Genomic DNA, 14,191 nt, shown 5'->3' on the forward strand with positions numbered 1-14,191 from the left:
AGCGGCTTCAGCATCGGAAACTGCTCTTCCCAATACCGCAATATATGCGTGCGAACGCCCAAGGCCTCTGCCATTTCACCAATTGTTCGAAAGGCGTCGGCCGATTTTTCGCGCATAGACTGTTATTTTACCTTTTGTCGCATGCCTTGGCTGGCCCGAAATGTAAGCACTCTGCGCGGCGTGATTGGCACTTCAACACCGGTTTTCGGGTTGCGTCCAATGCGCTGCCCCTTGTCCCGAAGAACAAAGGTTCCGAAACCAGAAATTTTAACATTGTCACCGCCTAGCAATGCAGCGGTCATATGATCAAGTATGGACTCAATCATCGCGGCGGAATCTGCACGCGACAAACCTATCTGACGGTTAAGCATCTCGGCCAAATCGGCGCGAGTTAAAGTACCTGTATCAACCATTTTCGTCTCCGGACCTACGACTTCTGATGGATCTGGCGTTCGCTTACAATAAAATTCATAATTGTAAAACCACCATATGGTAAAACTTGCTACATTCGGACGATTGACGCCCCCCATGTAAACCCGCCACCCATGGCTTCAATAACGATTATGTCACCCTGTTTGATCCGTCCGTCGCGCACAGCGACATCCAGAGCGAGAGGAACAGACGCCGCAGATGTGTTTGCATGCTGGTCGACAGTCATAACCACTTTGCTTGGATCAAGTGCAAGTTTCTTGGCCGTTGCCTCTATGATCCGGGCATTTGCCTGATGGGGCACGACCCAGTCTATATCCTCCGCGGTGAGGTCGGTGGATGCCAGAACCTCATGAAGAACACTGGTAAGATTGGTTACGGCGTGACGGAAAACTTCCCGTCCCTTCATCCGCAATTTGCCGACAGTGCCCGTGGTGGACGGGCCGCCATCAACATATAACAATTCATTATGTTGGCCATCGGCATGCAATTTCGTCGCCAGCGCGCCGCGAATGCCAACTTCGCCCGATAAGACAACGGCGCCAGCACCATCACCGAACAGCACACAGGTCGTGCGGTCTTCCCAATCAAGGATCCGGCTGAAAGTTTCCGCGCCGATGACCAATGCATTGGTTGCGGATCCCGCGCGGATCATGCTTTCGGCGACTGAAAAGGCGTATAGAAAGCCAGAGCAAACCGCCGCCACGTCAAAGGCAACGCCGCCATTGCAGCCAAGCGCGTGCTGCACCAGTGTCGCAGATGCAGGGAAGGTCTGATCCGGCGTTGCGGTCGCAAGGATGATGAGATCAATGTCGCTTGCCTGCATGCCGGCGGCATCAAGCGCATTGCGCGCAGCCTGCGTAGCGAGCGTGGATGTCGTTTCATCGGGCTCTGCAATATGCCGGAACTTTATGCCCGTGCGCTCGGTGATCCATTCGTCAGTGGTATCAACCTTCGCCGCAAGATCGGCGTTAGACACGCGGTTGCGTGGAAGCGCCGACCCAGTGCCCTTTATAACGGCGCGAAGAGCGACTTCAGTCACCCCGCCTGCACCCGCGCCAGATCTTGCGTGATACGTGCCGTGATATCCTCTTCAACGAGCCGGGCCGCGACCTCGACTGCATGCGCCACACCTTTGATATTCGCGCTGCCATGACTTTTTACGACGACACCATTCAAACCCATGAAAACCGCGCCATTATGGTTGTTGGGGTCAAGATGATGCCGCAGCAACTCTGTCGCTGGTCGCGACACAAGGAACCCGAATTTGGACCTGATAGAGCTGGTGAATGCCCGGCGCAAAAGGTCTGTTACAAAGCGCGCGGTGCCCTCAATAGATTTCAACGCGATATTGCCGGTGAAGCCATCGCACACGACAACATCACATTCACCGCGGTTGATCTTGTCAGCCTCAACAAAACCTTGGAAATCCATATGCAACCCAGTGGCATCACGCAGGTGCTGGGCCGCATCACGAAGCGATTCTGTACCCTTCATTTCCTCGGTCCCGATATTCAACAACCGGACACGCGGACGATCAAATCCAAAAATGATACGCGAATATGCGGCGCCCATGATAGCGAACTGCACAAGATTTTTGGCTTCACACTCGGTGTTCGCGCCCAGATCGAGCATCACCACATCGGTGTCTTCCAGTGTCGGCAGCAAAGCGGAAAGCGCTGGCCGGTCGATACCGGGCATGGTGCGCAGGGCAAGCTTGGCAGTTGCCATTAACGCACCGGTATTGCCGCCGCTGACAGCCGCACTGGCATCGCCAGATTTCACGGCGTTAATTGCCATGCCCATTGAGCTGGTCTTTGCCTTGCGTAAGGCAGCACTGACCTTGTCGTCAGGGGTGACGACAATATCGCTGTGCAGGATTTCGGAAGCCGCGCGCAGATTGGGATGCTTGTCGAGCGCGGACTTAATCTGCGTCTCGTCGCCTACCAGCAGGAACTCAAAGCTGTCGTGCCGGTGACGTGCCAAGGCCGCGCCTGCGATCATCACAGGAACGCCTTCATCGCCGCCCATCGCGTCAATGGCGATACGCGGTTTCATTGACACCAGCTATTCTCCTGTAAAAGGATTAGGCGACTGCCACCACTTCGCGGCCATTATAATGACCACAAGCATCGCACAAATGGTGCGGCCGCTTCAGTTCACCACAATTGGCGCATTCTTGATACGCAGCAACTTTGAGCGAATCATGGCTGCGGCGCATGCCGCGCTTCGAAGGAGATGTTTTTCTTTTGGGGACAGCCATTTCGGCACCTGTTCCATTTCAAAGTCAATAAGTTCTATGCCATGCTAGGCGAAAGAGATGGTCGTGGCAAGCAATCGCCAGAATCAGCCTCATTCATCCGCACATGTCTGTGTGAGCGGCGCGCTATACTTGTTTTTCGGTGCTTTGCAAGCCGAGAGATAGCAGTTAAGCACGCCAGCACAAACAGGGAGAGAATATATGTTGAGTTTACCCGTTACCCTTACAATCGCCGCAGGAGCAGCGTTAGTGAATATCTGGCTGATGATCCGTTGCGGCCAGGCACGCACAAAAGAGAGCGTCTCGATTGGCGATGGCGGCAATGAATTTGTCATCCGCCGGATGCGGGCGCACGCAAATTTCGTCGAGAGCGCACCTTTCGTCTTGGTTCTGATTGCCGCGCTTGAGGCGACCAGCGGAACGAATAACTGGCTGTGGGGCCTTGGCATCGCTTACATCATCGGTCGTCTCGCCCATGGCTTGGGCATGGATGGCGGATCGCTTGGCAAGGGCCGGATGGTCGGCACGCTGACAACGATGGTCAGTTTGCTTGGTCTAGCCGGCTGGGCCCTGTGGAGCGTCTACACCGCTCTTTGAGTTATCGCGCGGCCAGCACATCGTCTGCCACAAAGGCGTTGTGCTGGCGCTCGTAACCAAACTGGCTAGTGGGGCCGTGACCGGGGATGAAAGTCACGTCATCGCCCAACGGCCATAATTTCGTCGTGATCGCATTAATCAGATCGGCGTGATTGCCGCGCGGAAAATCTGTGCGGCCAATCGACCCTTGGAACAAGACATCGCCGACAATCGCAAGGCGACTGGGTCCGTGATGGAAAATGATATGTCCGGGCGTGTGACCGGGGCAATGAATAACGTCGAGCGTTAGATTGCCGACAGTCACGGTGTCGCCGTCAACCAGCCAGCGGTCGGGCTCAAAACTATGCGCTTCCATGCCATAGCGCGCGCCGTCATCGTCCAACTTCTCAATCCAGAAACGGTCGTCCTCATGCGGGCCTTCGATTTTCAAGCCCAATTCCTGGGCGAGCATTCCGGCTTGCCCGCAATGGTCGAGATGGCCATGCGTCACCAATAATTTTTCAAGTTGAACGCCCGTTTGCGCGACGGCTGCTTTCAACTTGTCGAGATCACCGCCGGGGTCGACCAAGGCGCCCTTATTGGTTTCGGTACACCAAAAAAGCGTGCAGTTTTGCTGCAGCGGCGTGACGGGGATGATCGCGGCCTTGAGCGGCGGCGCTTTGGCGGGCGTGGATGTGACATGCGACATGCCCGCTTATGTGGCGGACAAGTGCGACAGAGGCAAGCCTTCAGAGCCGCCGCCCCGCCCATACAACCCTGCCAATGATAGTGACGGCAGCGCCATCGACATCTGGCCACCCCGGATAGGCCGGATTATCAGACAGCACTGACAGCCGCCGTTCAGGGCCGCTGGCAAGCCGTTTGACCATCAGCACATCGTCCAGCCGGATAACGTGGATGCCATCGCGCATCGCCCCTGCAACACGGTTGTCGACCATGATATCGTCGCCGTGATTCAGCGTTGGCGACATCGAATCGCCATCCACTTGAATAAGCGAGAGCTTGGATGGGTCCAGCCCCTGCTTGCGTAGCCATTTTTCATCAAAACCAATCTTGCCGGCAAGCGTTTCATGATCAGGAATGGCCCCCGGACCGGCCGACGCGCCAACCGCAAGTTTTGGGATAAGGCGAATGCCCGTTTTGGCCCCATTCACCGGCGGTCCGCCCAGTATATTTTCTGCGACGCCGAAATAGCGCGCCAATATGCCACGCTCCACCTCAGGCAATTTTTTCGGGGAGCCGCGTTTTATAAACTGCTGAATATATGTTGGATTTCGTCCGATGAGCTTGGACAGGCCCGCGAAATCATCGCCATTCTGCGCAATCAGGCGCTCTAAAACTGTTCTGGGTTCTTCCTCCATGATCATCCCTCTGGTTTAATTGGAAATTTCCTAGACATGTAGGATTTATCCTATCAACTTTGTTCTATATTTGTTCTTACTGATTCGGGCAAGCCCATCCGAGTCAATGACGCAGGAGGTAGCATGCATATCACACGCCAGATTGAACGGTTTTTAAAGGATCAGGAACTGCCACCCACAAAATTCGGGCGCTTGGCGGCGGGCGACCCGCGGCTTGTGCTGGACATGCGCATGGGGCGCGAAATTCGGCCCGAAATGGAATCGAGATTGCGGCAGTTCATGTCCAATTATGGCAACCAAACCGATCGGCACCCAACATGATTGGGCGCGCAGGTTCAGGTGCCTTACTGCGCGCGTTGCGGACGTTCGCTCCCGCTGCCGATATCGGGGTCATTCATGAACGCCCGTGGCACAGCCTTACCTTCTCTGGGGCGCAAATATGCCTGTCGATGCAGGTTGCCCATCCAACAACGCAGGATTTTGTAAGCAAGCTCTCGGCCATATTGTCAGAACATGAATTTCATGTGCCCGGTCACATCGTCGCCGACATAGCCTTAACACAGGCGGTCGTTGCCGATGGTGCGCACTGCTTGATAATCGATGCACTGCTGCTGGATGACTAAAGCATGTTGATAGTCATGCGGTGCAAACACCCATAACACCCGCTACGCACTGCAGAACTTGTGCACTGTCGTCATCGACCGTAAACAAGGGGCATGACTGCACAACACGCATCCGCCCTGCCGCGCATTGAAACCGAATCCATTGGCCCACGCCTCCAAGCTTATTGGGAGGCGCTGACGCTTTGGGTGCACAGCAACTCTGTCGAACTTGGCATTGCCATCACTGCGGCCGTCATCGTCTTTCTTACGCTCAGCTGGCTGAAACGGATCGCGTCGAAAATCGCGCGGGAGAGCGAGCACCGGGCGCATTTGAAATCCATCATCGCACGGACACTTGCGCGGACCAGCAAATTTTTCCGTGTCATGGTTTCGATTGAGCTGGTGAACCAGATCGCCAGCGCGCCAGCCGCACTGACCCATTTTATCGATATATTGTTCACGATCGCCATCGTCGTGCAAGTCGCGATCTGGCTGCGTGAAATCATCTTGGGGTTGATCGAGCGGCGCGCTGGCGAAGGCTTGCATGAAAACGACACGCTGCAAAGCGCGATGGTCTTGATCCGCTTGCTGGTCAGCTTTGTCTTGTTTGCCGTCGCGGCCATCGTGGTGCTCGACAATTTGGGCGTCAATGTCACTGGCCTGGTTGCGGGCCTTGGCGTTGGCGGTATTGCCATTGGTCTTGCGGCTCAGGGCATATTCTCCGACCTGTTCGCCGCGATCTCGATCATTTTCGACAAGCCATTCCGGCGCGGTGATACCGTGTCGTATGACAACACAACCGCGCGCGTTGAAGTCATCGGCATGAAAAGCACAAGGCTGCGCGCGCTGACGGGTGAAGAAAAGATTATTTCAAACAGCAAATTGCTGGAAAAGGAAATTACCAACAACACGCTGACTTTATACCGGCGCGTGACGTTTGTTCTGACGCTTGTGTATCAAACGCCCCCTGCCCTAGCGCGACGCGTGCCAGAGATTTTGCGCGCGGCAGTTGAAGCGAACGGCGCGCAATTCATCCGCGCAGGGTTCAACAATTTTGCCGCAAGTTCGCTCGATTTCCATCTGGTGTTCGATATTGAGAGCGATGATGTCGAACAGATGTTTCAGGCCCGCCATGATGTCGGCATCGCGATCATCGAGAGCTTTGCCCGCGAGGGGATATCCTTTGCCTATCCCACCCAGACGACGTTTACAGCCGCGCCCGGTGGCGAGATGGTGATGCCATATGCCGCGCCATCAGGGCCGACAAAAGCGTCTTCCAAAAGCTGATTCGCAGCTTATGGGATGAAGGGCCGCCAGAATGCCGTAACGGCAAACAGGCAGGGCTTGTATTGCGCGTTTGAAACCGCCACGATGCTAACAAATTAAGATGCAGGAGAGACTATATGACCGCAATTACACCCGCCGAATTCGCGACGAAAGTTGGCCAGAATATTGGCGTCTCGGAGTGGATTTTGGTTGATCAGGACATGATCAACAAGTTCGCTGATGCCACCGGCGATCATCAGTTCATTCACATCAACGAAGAAATGGCCAAGCAAACGCCATTTGGCGGCACGATCGCCCACGGTTTTCTAACCTTGTCGCTTTTCCCCGTGATGAGCGCCAAGTCCGATTGCCCCAAGGTTGCAGGCGTGAAAATGGGCGTCAATTATGGCGGCAACAAAACACGTTTTCTCGCCCCTGTCCGTTCGGGCAAACGCGTGCGCGGCCATTTCAAGCTGCTTGAGCTTGTTGAAAAGCGCGCTGGCCAATGGCAACAAACGCTTGAATTCACCGTTGAGATTGAGGGCGAGGAAAAGCCAGCACTTCAGGCTGAATGGATCAGCCAGTTTTTCGTATAATTTTTACTTCAAGGAACTACTCCCATGCGTGACGCAGTAATCGTATCCACCGCCCGTACCGCCATCGGCAAAGCCTATCGCGGCGGGTTTAACGCAACGCTCGGGCCAACGCTCGGCAGCTATTCGCTAAAAGCTGCTGTTGAGCGCGCCGGCATCGAAGGCGGCGAAATCGACGACGTGCTCTGGGGCTCCGCGCTTCAGCAGGGCACGCAAGGCGGTAATCTTGCCCGCCAAGTTGCGCTGCGCGCTGGTTTGCCCGTTTCTGTATCTGGCATGACGATGGACCGCCAATGTTCGTCGGGCTTGATGTCGATTGCTACGGCTGCAAAGCATATCATCGTCGACAATGTCGATGTCATGGCCGCTGGCGGACAAGAATCGATTTCGTTGGTGCAAACCAAGGAAATGCGCGTTCAGCCTGACCGCGAATTGGTAGAAATGCACAATTCGATTTACATGCCGATGCTGCAGACTGCCGAAGTCGTAGCGAAGCGTTACAATATTGGCCGCGACGCCATGGACGAATATGCCCTGCAATCGCAGCAACGCACTGCCGCGGCGCAAGCTGCTGGCTATTTTGATGCGGAAATCGTTCCTGTAACCACGATGATGAACGTCGTGAACAAGGAAACGGGCGAAGTCAGCCAGAAGGAAGTGACGATCGCAAAGGACGAAGGCAATCGTGCGGATACCCAACTTTCGGGTCTGCAGGCGCTTCAGCCGGTCCTTGGCCCGGACATGACCATCACTGCCGGCAACGCAAGCCAGCTGTCCGACGGTTCGTCGGCATCCATCCTGATGGAAACCAAGCTGGCCGAGAAAAAGGGGCTGACCCCACTTGGCCGTTATGTCGGCATGGCAGTTGCAGGCACTGAGCCTGATGAAATGGGCATTGGTCCCGTGTTCGCCATTCCCAAATTGCTGCAGCGTTTTGGCCTGAAGATGGACGATATCGGCATCTGGGAACTGAACGAAGCGTTCGCGGTGCAAGTCCTTTACTGCCGCGACAAATTGGGCATTCCAAACGAGCTTTTGAACGTCAACGGCGGATCGATTTCGGTTGGACATCCTTATGGCATGACTGGCGCACGTTGCACCGGCCACGCTTTGATCGAAGGCAAGCGTCGCGGTGCGAAATATGGTGTTGTCACCATGTGCGTTGGCGGTGGCATGGGTGCAGCCGGCCTGTTCGAAATCTTTTAATTATATTTAAGGAGCAGCCGCATGGCAGCTATTGGCGTTATCGCGACCCTTACCGTCGCAGAAGGCAAGAACGAAGATTTTGAGGCTGTTTTTGCCGAACTCGCTGCGGCCGTTCGGGCCAATGAACCGGGGAACGTATTTTATGCGTTGACCCGGTCACGGTCGAACCCGCAGGTTTACAAAGTGCTTGAGCAATATGTCGATCAAGACGCGCTCACTGCGCATGGTGCCAGCGACTATTTCAAAGCCGCAGGACCAAAGCTTGGTCCCTGCCTCGCGGGCGCACCCGACATTGAGTATCTCGACGCAGTTTAACGCCATTGGGGCATTAAGTCGACTTCAGACTGGAACACCAATCGGTATCGCTTGTTACCCTCACTTCCATAAGGAGTGACACAATGGCGAGCGATACCGAAATCAAAGCAAAATTCTGGAAGTCCCTAAAGTCGGACAGGACGATGTTCTTGGGGCTGGCCGAGGGCGAAGATGGCCATGCACGTCCAATGACCGCGCAATTGGATGACGATGGTTTCCAAGATGGCCAATATGAAGGCCCAATCTGGTTTTTCACATCCCGCTCAAGTGAGCTATATCAACACATTGGTTCCGGCGGCCGCGCCATGGCGCATTTCGCGTCAAAGGGGCATGATATCTGGGCCGCCGTACACGGCAAGCTCTCCCAATCAACCGACCAGGCAACCATTGACCGTTTGTGGAACCGCTTCGTTGCCGCTTGGTATGAAGGCGGAAAAGACGACCCCGACGTTGCGCTGATCCGGCTTGATCCCGAAAACGCCGAAATCTGGATAGATGCGTCGAGCATAGTCGCGGGCATCAAGATGCTGATGGGTATCAATCCGAAACAGGAGTCTAAAGACAAGGTGGCAAAGGTTATCTTGTAAGCTCTTAGGCCGGAGACAGGCATCCGTTTGCAAAAACAAAGCCGTCCGGCCTATCGTTTAGGAGCAAGGCTGGCCCGTCCAGGTCAACCCATTCAGCCTTTTGGGCGACCAGAAACGCCGGCTGGATGGCAAGGCTGGTCGACAGCATACACCCGACCATGACCTGCATCTTTGCGTTCTCAGCAGCCCTACGGAGCGCGAGAGCCTCGGTCAGACCGCCCGCCTTATCCAGCTTGATATTCACGCCCTGATATAAGCCGCGCAGTCGCGCAACATCCGGCGCGATATGGCAGCTTTCATCGGCGAAAATGGGCAGAGAGGATGATATATCTGCAAGCGCGGCATCGCGTCCTGCGGGCAATGGCTGCTCGATCATTGCAACGCCAAGATTTTTGAGCGCCTCAGCTTCAGCAGCGATATCTATTCCGCCCCAGCTTTCATTCACATCGACGATGATTTGCGCGTTTGGAGCCCCTGCCCGAACCGCAGCCACACGGTCGCGGTCGGCTTCTCCGTTCAATTTAAGTTTGAGCAAGCCATAGCCTTTGTCCGCCGCGCTGCGGGCATCGGCATGCATCGCCTCAGGCGCACCCAGAGATATGGTGAAGGCGGTTTGCAAAGGTAGCGGACGTGTTGCCATGCCAACCAATGCCCAAAGCGCGACCCCGGCTTGCTTGGCCTCCAAATCCCAAAGCGCACAATCAAGCGCATTGCGCGCAGCGCCGGGCGGCAAGATAGATTGCAATATCTCACGCGCAATTGGGACAGGGTGGCCCCCAAGTTCGTCACTGAAGCGCTCGACCTGCCCCAAGCATTTTTCGGCTGTTTCGCCTTGGTAATAAATCGCGGTGCCTTCGCCATAACCGATGCGCGTGCCGTCACTGACGGCGACGACCAACAGGTCGACACATTGCTTCGCCCCGCGCGCGATGGTGAAATGGCCATCCACCGGCCAGCGTTCGATAGTGGCTGTAATATGCAAGGTCATCGCCGAAAACCCGCAGAAATCGGTACTACGCAAAACGCTAATAAGCAGGTCCAAATTGCGCAGGACATTTCGCCGCTCAATTGTGGCTGGATATCCAGTTTTCGACGACTGGCGCAATTGTTTCGCGCCATTTGCTGCCGTTGAAAATGCCGTAATGCCCAACTTCAGGCGCCATATGATATTTCTTAAACGCCGCAGGCGAGCCAGTTGCGATGTTCAATGCTGCCTTCGTCTGGCCCAAACCGCTAATGTCATCACGCTCACCCTCAATCGCGAGCAAACCAATATCGCTAATGGCGGCTGGATCGACCAGCTGACCGCGATAGTTGAATTCGCCCTTGGGCAACAAATGGCGTTGGAACACGGTATCAACGGTTTGCAGATAGAATTCCGCCGTCATGTCGCACACTGCGCGATATTCGTTGTAAAATTCCTTTTGCCGATCCGCACTTTCGCCGTCGCCTTTGACAAGGTCGGAGAACATGGACCAATGGCTCATCATGTGGTTGCCAAGGTTCATCGACATGAATCCCGAAAGCTGCAGAAACCCGGGGTACACACGGCGGCCTGAACCCTTGTAATATGACGGGACAGTCGCAATCACATTTTGCACGAACCATGCATGTGGCCGCTGCGTTGCGTGGTTGTTCACCGCGGTCGGCGCTTCACGCGTATCGATTGGACCACCCATCATCGTCAGCGTGCGTGGACGCAGCGGGTGCTGCTTTGCGGCCATAACGGCTGCGGCTGCGTAAGCAGGAACCGATGGCTGGCAGACCGCGAGCATGTGCGCACCGCGACCGCCTGCATCGGGGCCGAGAAATTCGAGCCACTCAATGAGATAGTCAATGTAGGTTTCAAGGTCGAAGCCACCACCGGTCAACGGAACTTCGCGGGCGTCTTTCCAGTCGGTAATGTAGACATCATGCGCGATCATCATGCGCTCGACTGTGCCGCGCAAAAGCGTTGCAAAATGCCCGGACATCGGTGCGCAGATGAGCAGCCGTGGCTTTTTGCTGCTGCCTTCGTAGACGAAACGCTTCAACTGGCCGAATGGCTTGCGCGCAAGATTTTCTTCCTGAACCACCAAGTTCTTGCCGTCGATTATAACTTCATTCAATCCGAACGCTGGCTTTCCGCGCGGTAAAACGGAATGCGCAAAAACCTCAAGCGCAGAAGCGGCCACAGGTGCCATGCCGCCGTAATTGAAAGGCGAAGGAAGCGTATTAAGCCATTCTGCCTGTTTTTGCGCAACCCAGCCTGCGCCGGCAAGCCAGCCACGTTGAAGGTCGTATCCAGTATACAGCATATTGAGGCCTTTAAATATTCGAGCCGGCGAAATTAATTCGCGATTGCTAGCTGCTTTACGCATTTATTGTGCATTGCACCATAAGAAAAGCATTTACCCGATCCATGGCGGATTGTTACTGCATCTGCGCACTGCTAGGCGAGGCCAATGACAATCGAAACTACCGACGCGCCAACCCTCAACGCATCCGAAACAGCGGAAACCATTGCGGCAAAGCCAAAACCCAATTTCGGCAGTTTGCGGATGATCGGGCATTTCACGATTAAATATCCGCGCCAGATTAGCTATGCCCTTTTGGCTCTTGTTGCGGCTGCGTCCTCAACGCTTGCGATTCCCTATGGCTTGCGCCTCATTATCGATGAAGGCTTTGTCAAAAATGGCGGGGATCCAGCACCCTATTTCTATTTATTGCTAGGAATCGTCGTCATTATCGGCGTTTCAACGGCATTTCGGTTTTATTTCGTAAGTTGGTTAGGCGAACGCGTGGTGGGCGATATCCGCGTGGCCGTGCAGCAAAATTTGCTACGACTGGCCCCGCGTTTTTTCGAAGAAAACCGACCTGGCGAAATCGCTAGCCGGATGACGGCAGACACGGCGATTATCGAACAAATTGTAGGTACCACGGTGTCGATGGCACTTCGGAATATTTTTATCGGTATAGGCGGCGTGACGTTACTGTTCGGACTTGCGCCAAGCCTTACGATATGGCTGCTCGCGGGTATTCCGGTCGTCGTGCTGCCGATAGTATTTCTGGGACGACGGTTGGAAAAGGCGTCGCGTAATAGTCAGGATAATGTCGCGAGTGTTGGGACGATCATTTCAGAAGCGCTTGCGGCGATCAAAATTGTTCAAGCCTTTGGGCAAGAAAACCGCGAAGGCGTAAGATTTTCTGACGCCGTTGAACGCACATTTGTGGCTGCCAAAAAGCGCATTCGGTTGAGGGCTTTTCTAACTGCGCTAGTAATGGCCTTGATATTTGGCGGCATCACCTTGCTCGTTTGGGAAGGTACCGACCAAGTGAAGGAAGGCGTCATATCGTCGGGCACGTTGTTCGCGGTTGTCTTATATGGCGCGCTTGTCGCGGGTTCATTTGGGGCGTTGACCGAAGTATATGGTGACTTGGTCCGTGCTTCGGGCGCGGCATCGCGGTTGGCCGAATTACTGAATGAAGTGCCCGAGATTGCCCCCCCTGCTAACCCAGTTGTTATGCCGCCCGCGCGCGGGCAATTGGAATTCCAACATGTTCGCTTCCGCTATCCTACACGGCCCGAGGTCGCGGCACTTGACGATTTCAGCCTGAAAGTATCGCCCGGCGAAACCGTTGCCGTAGTTGGGCCATCGGGCGCCGGCAAATCAACATTATTCCAATTGGCAGAGCGCTTTTATGATCCCGAAATCGGCACAGTCCGCATTGACGGTGTGGTACTGACCAGTGCAGACCCCGCAGAATTCCGCCAGCGGATATCGTTGGTTCCGCAGGATACTGTGCTGTTTGCAGCCTCAGCGCGCGACAATCTGCGCTACGGTCAATGGGATGCGAGCGACGACGCGATTTGGGCAGCGGCAGAAAAGGCCAATGCGGCAGGTTTCCTGCGTGAGCTTCCCGAAGGTCTGGAGACATATTTGGGCGAAGGCGGCGCGCGGCTTTCGGGTGGTCAGCGGCAGCGGCTTGCGATTGCCCGCGCATTGCTGAGAGACTCTCCTATTTTGTTGCTTGATGAGGCGACAAGCGCACTGGACGCCGAAAGCGAAAAACTGGTTCAGGATGCTCTCGAGCGCTTGATGGTCGGGCGCACCACAATTGTCATTGCGCACAGGCTCGCGACCGTTCGCTCCGCTGACCGGATTATCGTCATGGATCAGGGGAGGATTGTCGAAGAAGGCGACCATGCAACGCTAAGCGCGGCAGGCGGCTTGTACGCCCGCCTCGCTAGTCTTCAATTTGACGCTTAAAAGGGCAACTGCAAGCGTTCACGCATCGCATGACCAAGGTCCGTTGAGTCTCTGCAGGTTCCGCCTCAGAAATTTCGCCTGCAAGCAGTGCCTTCCGATTTAGTAACCACGCAGCCAGCGGCCTAAGCAAGAATGTCGGGCACCAACTGGTCTTCAAGGCGCATGATGCGGTCTTTCAATATCAGTTTTTTCTTTTTAAGTCGGGCGATCTGAAGTTGGTCGACCAAGGTTTGCGCAGTGAGTGCCCGGATGGCATCGTCGAGATCCCAGTGTTCAATCTTCAATTGTTCAAGCTGCTGCTGATAACCGTCATCGTTCATGCGCCCTACTAAACAGAGTGCAGCAAACAAGTCATCGTTAAAAAACAGGCAGCTTGGCGAGATCTGGTTTTGTAGCGGGCTAGAACGATCATTTTGGGGAAGACTCGTGTTTGGTTTCATGATTTACTCGTCCCTTCAGATTGCCGAGTCTCATACCGAAGGAGAATGATGTGAATAATAATCATCTGTCCGCGCTTCGTAACAAGCATGCCGCACTCGAACAAAAACTGGAACTTGAAGAGAGCAGACCGTCTCCCGACAGCAAAATTATTCTCAGCCTGAAAAAGCAGAAATTACATCTTAAAGATGTGCTTATGCATGAGTCTGCCTTAACTGGCTGACTACGAATAAATTCATGCAGGGTATCGCTTGCCTTTAAGGTCTCTGCTAAGTGCAGCTTATGGA

20 protein-coding genes are annotated in these 14,191 nt (G+C 54.8%); 10 read left to right on the forward strand and 10 right to left on the reverse strand.

Annotated elements, in window-relative coordinates; genetic code table 11:
* From ACIQ2T_RS07335 to rpmF, 5 genes are all read right to left on the reverse strand, one after another.
* A partial coding sequence (locus ACIQ2T_RS07335) for a MerR family transcriptional regulator (protein WP_397590261.1) occupies positions 1–116 on the reverse strand: 116 nt, incomplete at its 3' end.
* 6 nt (positions 117–122) lie between these two features.
* Positions 123–413 carry an integration host factor subunit alpha gene (locus tag ACIQ2T_RS07340; RefSeq protein WP_315471229.1) on the reverse strand — a complete coding sequence of 97 codons (291 nt, stop codon included), beginning with the start codon at positions 411–413 and terminating at the stop codon, positions 123–125.
* A gap of 89 nt (positions 414–502) precedes the next feature.
* Complete coding sequence (locus ACIQ2T_RS07345; protein WP_300037666.1) at positions 503–1,471, reverse strand: beta-ketoacyl-ACP synthase III; 969 nt, start codon at positions 1,469–1,471, stop codon at positions 503–505.
* Positions 1,468–2,487, reverse strand: a complete 1,020-nt coding sequence (gene plsX, locus ACIQ2T_RS07350; RefSeq protein ID WP_397590262.1) for a phosphate acyltransferase PlsX — start codon at positions 2,485–2,487, stop codon at positions 1,468–1,470. Before plsX ends, ACIQ2T_RS07345 begins: the two co-directional genes overlap by 4 nt.
* A 28-nt stretch (positions 2,488–2,515) precedes the next feature.
* Complete coding sequence (gene rpmF, locus ACIQ2T_RS07355) at positions 2,516–2,692, reverse strand: 50S ribosomal protein L32 (protein ID WP_125229645.1); 177 nt, start codon at positions 2,690–2,692, stop codon at positions 2,516–2,518.
* A gap of 198 nt (positions 2,693–2,890) precedes the next feature.
* Between rpmF and ACIQ2T_RS07360 the strand changes: the two genes are divergently transcribed.
* A complete protein-coding gene (locus ACIQ2T_RS07360; protein WP_300037672.1) occupies positions 2,891–3,286 on the forward strand; it encodes an MAPEG family protein in 396 nt (131 codons plus the stop codon).
* Between the two features lies 1 nt (position 3,287).
* Here the strand turns inward: ACIQ2T_RS07360 and ACIQ2T_RS07365 are convergent, their stop codons facing one another.
* Together ACIQ2T_RS07365 and ACIQ2T_RS07370 are read right to left on the reverse strand one after the other, a co-directional pair.
* Entirely contained in the window at positions 3,288–3,974 is a 687-nt protein-coding gene (locus ACIQ2T_RS07365) for an MBL fold metallo-hydrolase (RefSeq protein ID WP_353208926.1), read from the reverse strand.
* Positions 3,975–4,014: 40 nt separating this feature from the next.
* Positions 4,015–4,653, reverse strand: coding sequence for a helix-turn-helix transcriptional regulator (locus ACIQ2T_RS07370; protein WP_397590250.1), 639 nt, complete (start codon positions 4,651–4,653; stop codon positions 4,015–4,017).
* A gap of 117 nt (positions 4,654–4,770) precedes the next feature.
* Between ACIQ2T_RS07370 and ACIQ2T_RS07375 the strand changes: the two genes are divergently transcribed.
* From ACIQ2T_RS07375 to ACIQ2T_RS07405, 7 genes are all read left to right on the forward strand, one after another.
* Positions 4,771–4,968, forward strand: coding sequence for a hypothetical protein (locus tag ACIQ2T_RS07375; protein ID WP_306062424.1), 198 nt, complete (start codon positions 4,771–4,773; stop codon positions 4,966–4,968).
* Complete coding sequence (locus ACIQ2T_RS07380; protein ID WP_397590251.1) at positions 4,965–5,270, forward strand: hypothetical protein; 306 nt, start codon at positions 4,965–4,967, stop codon at positions 5,268–5,270. The genes ACIQ2T_RS07375 and ACIQ2T_RS07380 overlap by 4 nt, the downstream gene beginning before the upstream one ends.
* A gap of 93 nt (positions 5,271–5,363) precedes the next feature.
* A complete protein-coding gene (locus tag ACIQ2T_RS07385; RefSeq protein ID WP_397590252.1) occupies positions 5,364–6,536 on the forward strand; it encodes a mechanosensitive ion channel family protein in 1,173 nt (390 codons plus the stop codon).
* 116 nt (positions 6,537–6,652) lie between these two features.
* On the forward strand, positions 6,653–7,111 hold the full coding sequence (locus tag ACIQ2T_RS07390) for a MaoC family dehydratase (protein ID WP_397590253.1): 459 nt from the start codon (positions 6,653–6,655) through the stop codon (positions 7,109–7,111).
* Between the two features lie 24 nt (positions 7,112–7,135).
* Positions 7,136–8,314, forward strand: a complete 1,179-nt coding sequence (locus ACIQ2T_RS07395; RefSeq protein WP_397590254.1) for an acetyl-CoA C-acyltransferase — start codon at positions 7,136–7,138, stop codon at positions 8,312–8,314.
* A gap of 21 nt (positions 8,315–8,335) precedes the next feature.
* A complete protein-coding gene (locus ACIQ2T_RS07400; RefSeq protein ID WP_397585243.1) occupies positions 8,336–8,629 on the forward strand; it encodes a putative quinol monooxygenase in 294 nt (97 codons plus the stop codon).
* 83 nt (positions 8,630–8,712) lie between these two features.
* Positions 8,713–9,216: a pyridoxamine 5'-phosphate oxidase family protein gene (locus ACIQ2T_RS07405; RefSeq protein ID WP_397590255.1), complete on the forward strand. Its 504-nt coding sequence runs from the start codon at positions 8,713–8,715 to the stop codon at positions 9,214–9,216.
* A 4-nt stretch (positions 9,217–9,220) separates the two neighbouring features.
* Here ACIQ2T_RS07405 and ACIQ2T_RS07410 read toward each other — a convergent pair whose 3' ends face one another.
* On the reverse strand, positions 9,221–10,204 hold the full coding sequence (locus ACIQ2T_RS07410; RefSeq protein WP_397590256.1) for a dipeptide epimerase: 984 nt from the start codon (positions 10,202–10,204) through the stop codon (positions 9,221–9,223).
* A gap of 76 nt (positions 10,205–10,280) precedes the next feature.
* Complete coding sequence (locus tag ACIQ2T_RS07415) at positions 10,281–11,513, reverse strand: polyhydroxyalkanoate depolymerase (protein ID WP_397590257.1); 1,233 nt, start codon at positions 11,511–11,513, stop codon at positions 10,281–10,283.
* A 147-nt stretch (positions 11,514–11,660) separates the two neighbouring features.
* On the opposite strand from ACIQ2T_RS07415, the gene ACIQ2T_RS07420 reads away from it, so the two are divergent.
* On the forward strand, positions 11,661–13,466 hold the full coding sequence (locus tag ACIQ2T_RS07420) for an ABC transporter transmembrane domain-containing protein (RefSeq protein WP_397590258.1): 1,806 nt from the start codon (positions 11,661–11,663) through the stop codon (positions 13,464–13,466).
* A 122-nt stretch (positions 13,467–13,588) separates the two neighbouring features.
* Here ACIQ2T_RS07420 and ACIQ2T_RS07425 read toward each other — a convergent pair whose 3' ends face one another.
* Positions 13,589–13,786 (reverse strand): YdcH family protein, encoded by a 198-nt coding sequence (locus ACIQ2T_RS07425; protein WP_397590259.1) that lies wholly within the window; start codon positions 13,784–13,786, stop codon positions 13,589–13,591.
* A 170-nt stretch (positions 13,787–13,956) separates the two neighbouring features.
* Here ACIQ2T_RS07425 and ACIQ2T_RS07430 point away from each other — a divergent pair, with 170 nt between their 5' ends.
* The gene (locus tag ACIQ2T_RS07430; protein WP_397590260.1) at positions 13,957–14,127 is read left to right on the forward strand and encodes a YdcH family protein; all 171 of its coding nucleotides are present in this window, start codon (positions 13,957–13,959) and stop codon (positions 14,125–14,127) included.
* Positions 14,128–14,191: the final 64 nt, after the last annotated feature.

The organism is Sphingorhabdus sp. (assembly GCF_044357595.1).
Taxonomy (GTDB): domain Bacteria; phylum Pseudomonadota; class Alphaproteobacteria; order Sphingomonadales; family Sphingomonadaceae; genus Sphingorhabdus_B.

What these genes read in the sequence shown, in the direction of transcription:
- ACIQ2T_RS07395 (WP_397590254.1), top strand. Translation starts at nt 7,136, where the DNA reads ATGCGTGACGCAGTAATCGTATCCACCGCCCGTACCGCCATCGGCAAA.
- ACIQ2T_RS07360 (WP_300037672.1), top strand. Translation starts at nt 2,891, where the DNA reads ATGTTGAGTTTACCCGTTACCCTTACAATCGCCGCAGGAGCAGCGTTA.
- ACIQ2T_RS07415 (WP_397590257.1), bottom strand. Translation starts at nt 11,513, where the DNA reads ATGCTGTATACTGGATACGACCTTCAACGTGGCTGGCTTGCCGGCGCA.
- ACIQ2T_RS07410 (WP_397590256.1), bottom strand. Translation starts at nt 10,204, where the DNA reads ATGACCTTGCATATTACAGCCACTATCGAACGCTGGCCGGTGGATGGC.
- ACIQ2T_RS07400 (WP_397585243.1), top strand. Translation starts at nt 8,336, where the DNA reads ATGGCAGCTATTGGCGTTATCGCGACCCTTACCGTCGCAGAAGGCAAG.
- rpmF (WP_125229645.1), bottom strand. Translation starts at nt 2,692, where the DNA reads ATGGCTGTCCCCAAAAGAAAAACATCTCCTTCGAAGCGCGGCATGCGC.
- ACIQ2T_RS07365 (WP_353208926.1), bottom strand. Translation starts at nt 3,974, where the DNA reads ATGTCGCATGTCACATCCACGCCCGCCAAAGCGCCGCCGCTCAAGGCC.
- ACIQ2T_RS07380 (WP_397590251.1), top strand. Translation starts at nt 4,965, where the DNA reads ATGATTGGGCGCGCAGGTTCAGGTGCCTTACTGCGCGCGTTGCGGACG.
- ACIQ2T_RS07385 (WP_397590252.1), top strand. Translation starts at nt 5,364, where the DNA reads ATGACTGCACAACACGCATCCGCCCTGCCGCGCATTGAAACCGAATCC.
- ACIQ2T_RS07425 (WP_397590259.1), bottom strand. Translation starts at nt 13,786, where the DNA reads ATGAACGATGACGGTTATCAGCAGCAGCTTGAACAATTGAAGATTGAA.
- ACIQ2T_RS07390 (WP_397590253.1), top strand. Translation starts at nt 6,653, where the DNA reads ATGACCGCAATTACACCCGCCGAATTCGCGACGAAAGTTGGCCAGAAT.
- plsX (WP_397590262.1), bottom strand. Translation starts at nt 2,487, where the DNA reads ATGAAACCGCGTATCGCCATTGACGCGATGGGCGGCGATGAAGGCGTT.
- ACIQ2T_RS07405 (WP_397590255.1), top strand. Translation starts at nt 8,713, where the DNA reads ATGGCGAGCGATACCGAAATCAAAGCAAAATTCTGGAAGTCCCTAAAG.
- ACIQ2T_RS07375 (WP_306062424.1), top strand. Translation starts at nt 4,771, where the DNA reads ATGCATATCACACGCCAGATTGAACGGTTTTTAAAGGATCAGGAACTG.
- ACIQ2T_RS07370 (WP_397590250.1), bottom strand. Translation starts at nt 4,653, where the DNA reads ATGATCATGGAGGAAGAACCCAGAACAGTTTTAGAGCGCCTGATTGCG.
- ACIQ2T_RS07420 (WP_397590258.1), top strand. Translation starts at nt 11,661, where the DNA reads ATGACAATCGAAACTACCGACGCGCCAACCCTCAACGCATCCGAAACA.
- ACIQ2T_RS07340 (WP_315471229.1), bottom strand. Translation starts at nt 413, where the DNA reads ATGGTTGATACAGGTACTTTAACTCGCGCCGATTTGGCCGAGATGCTT.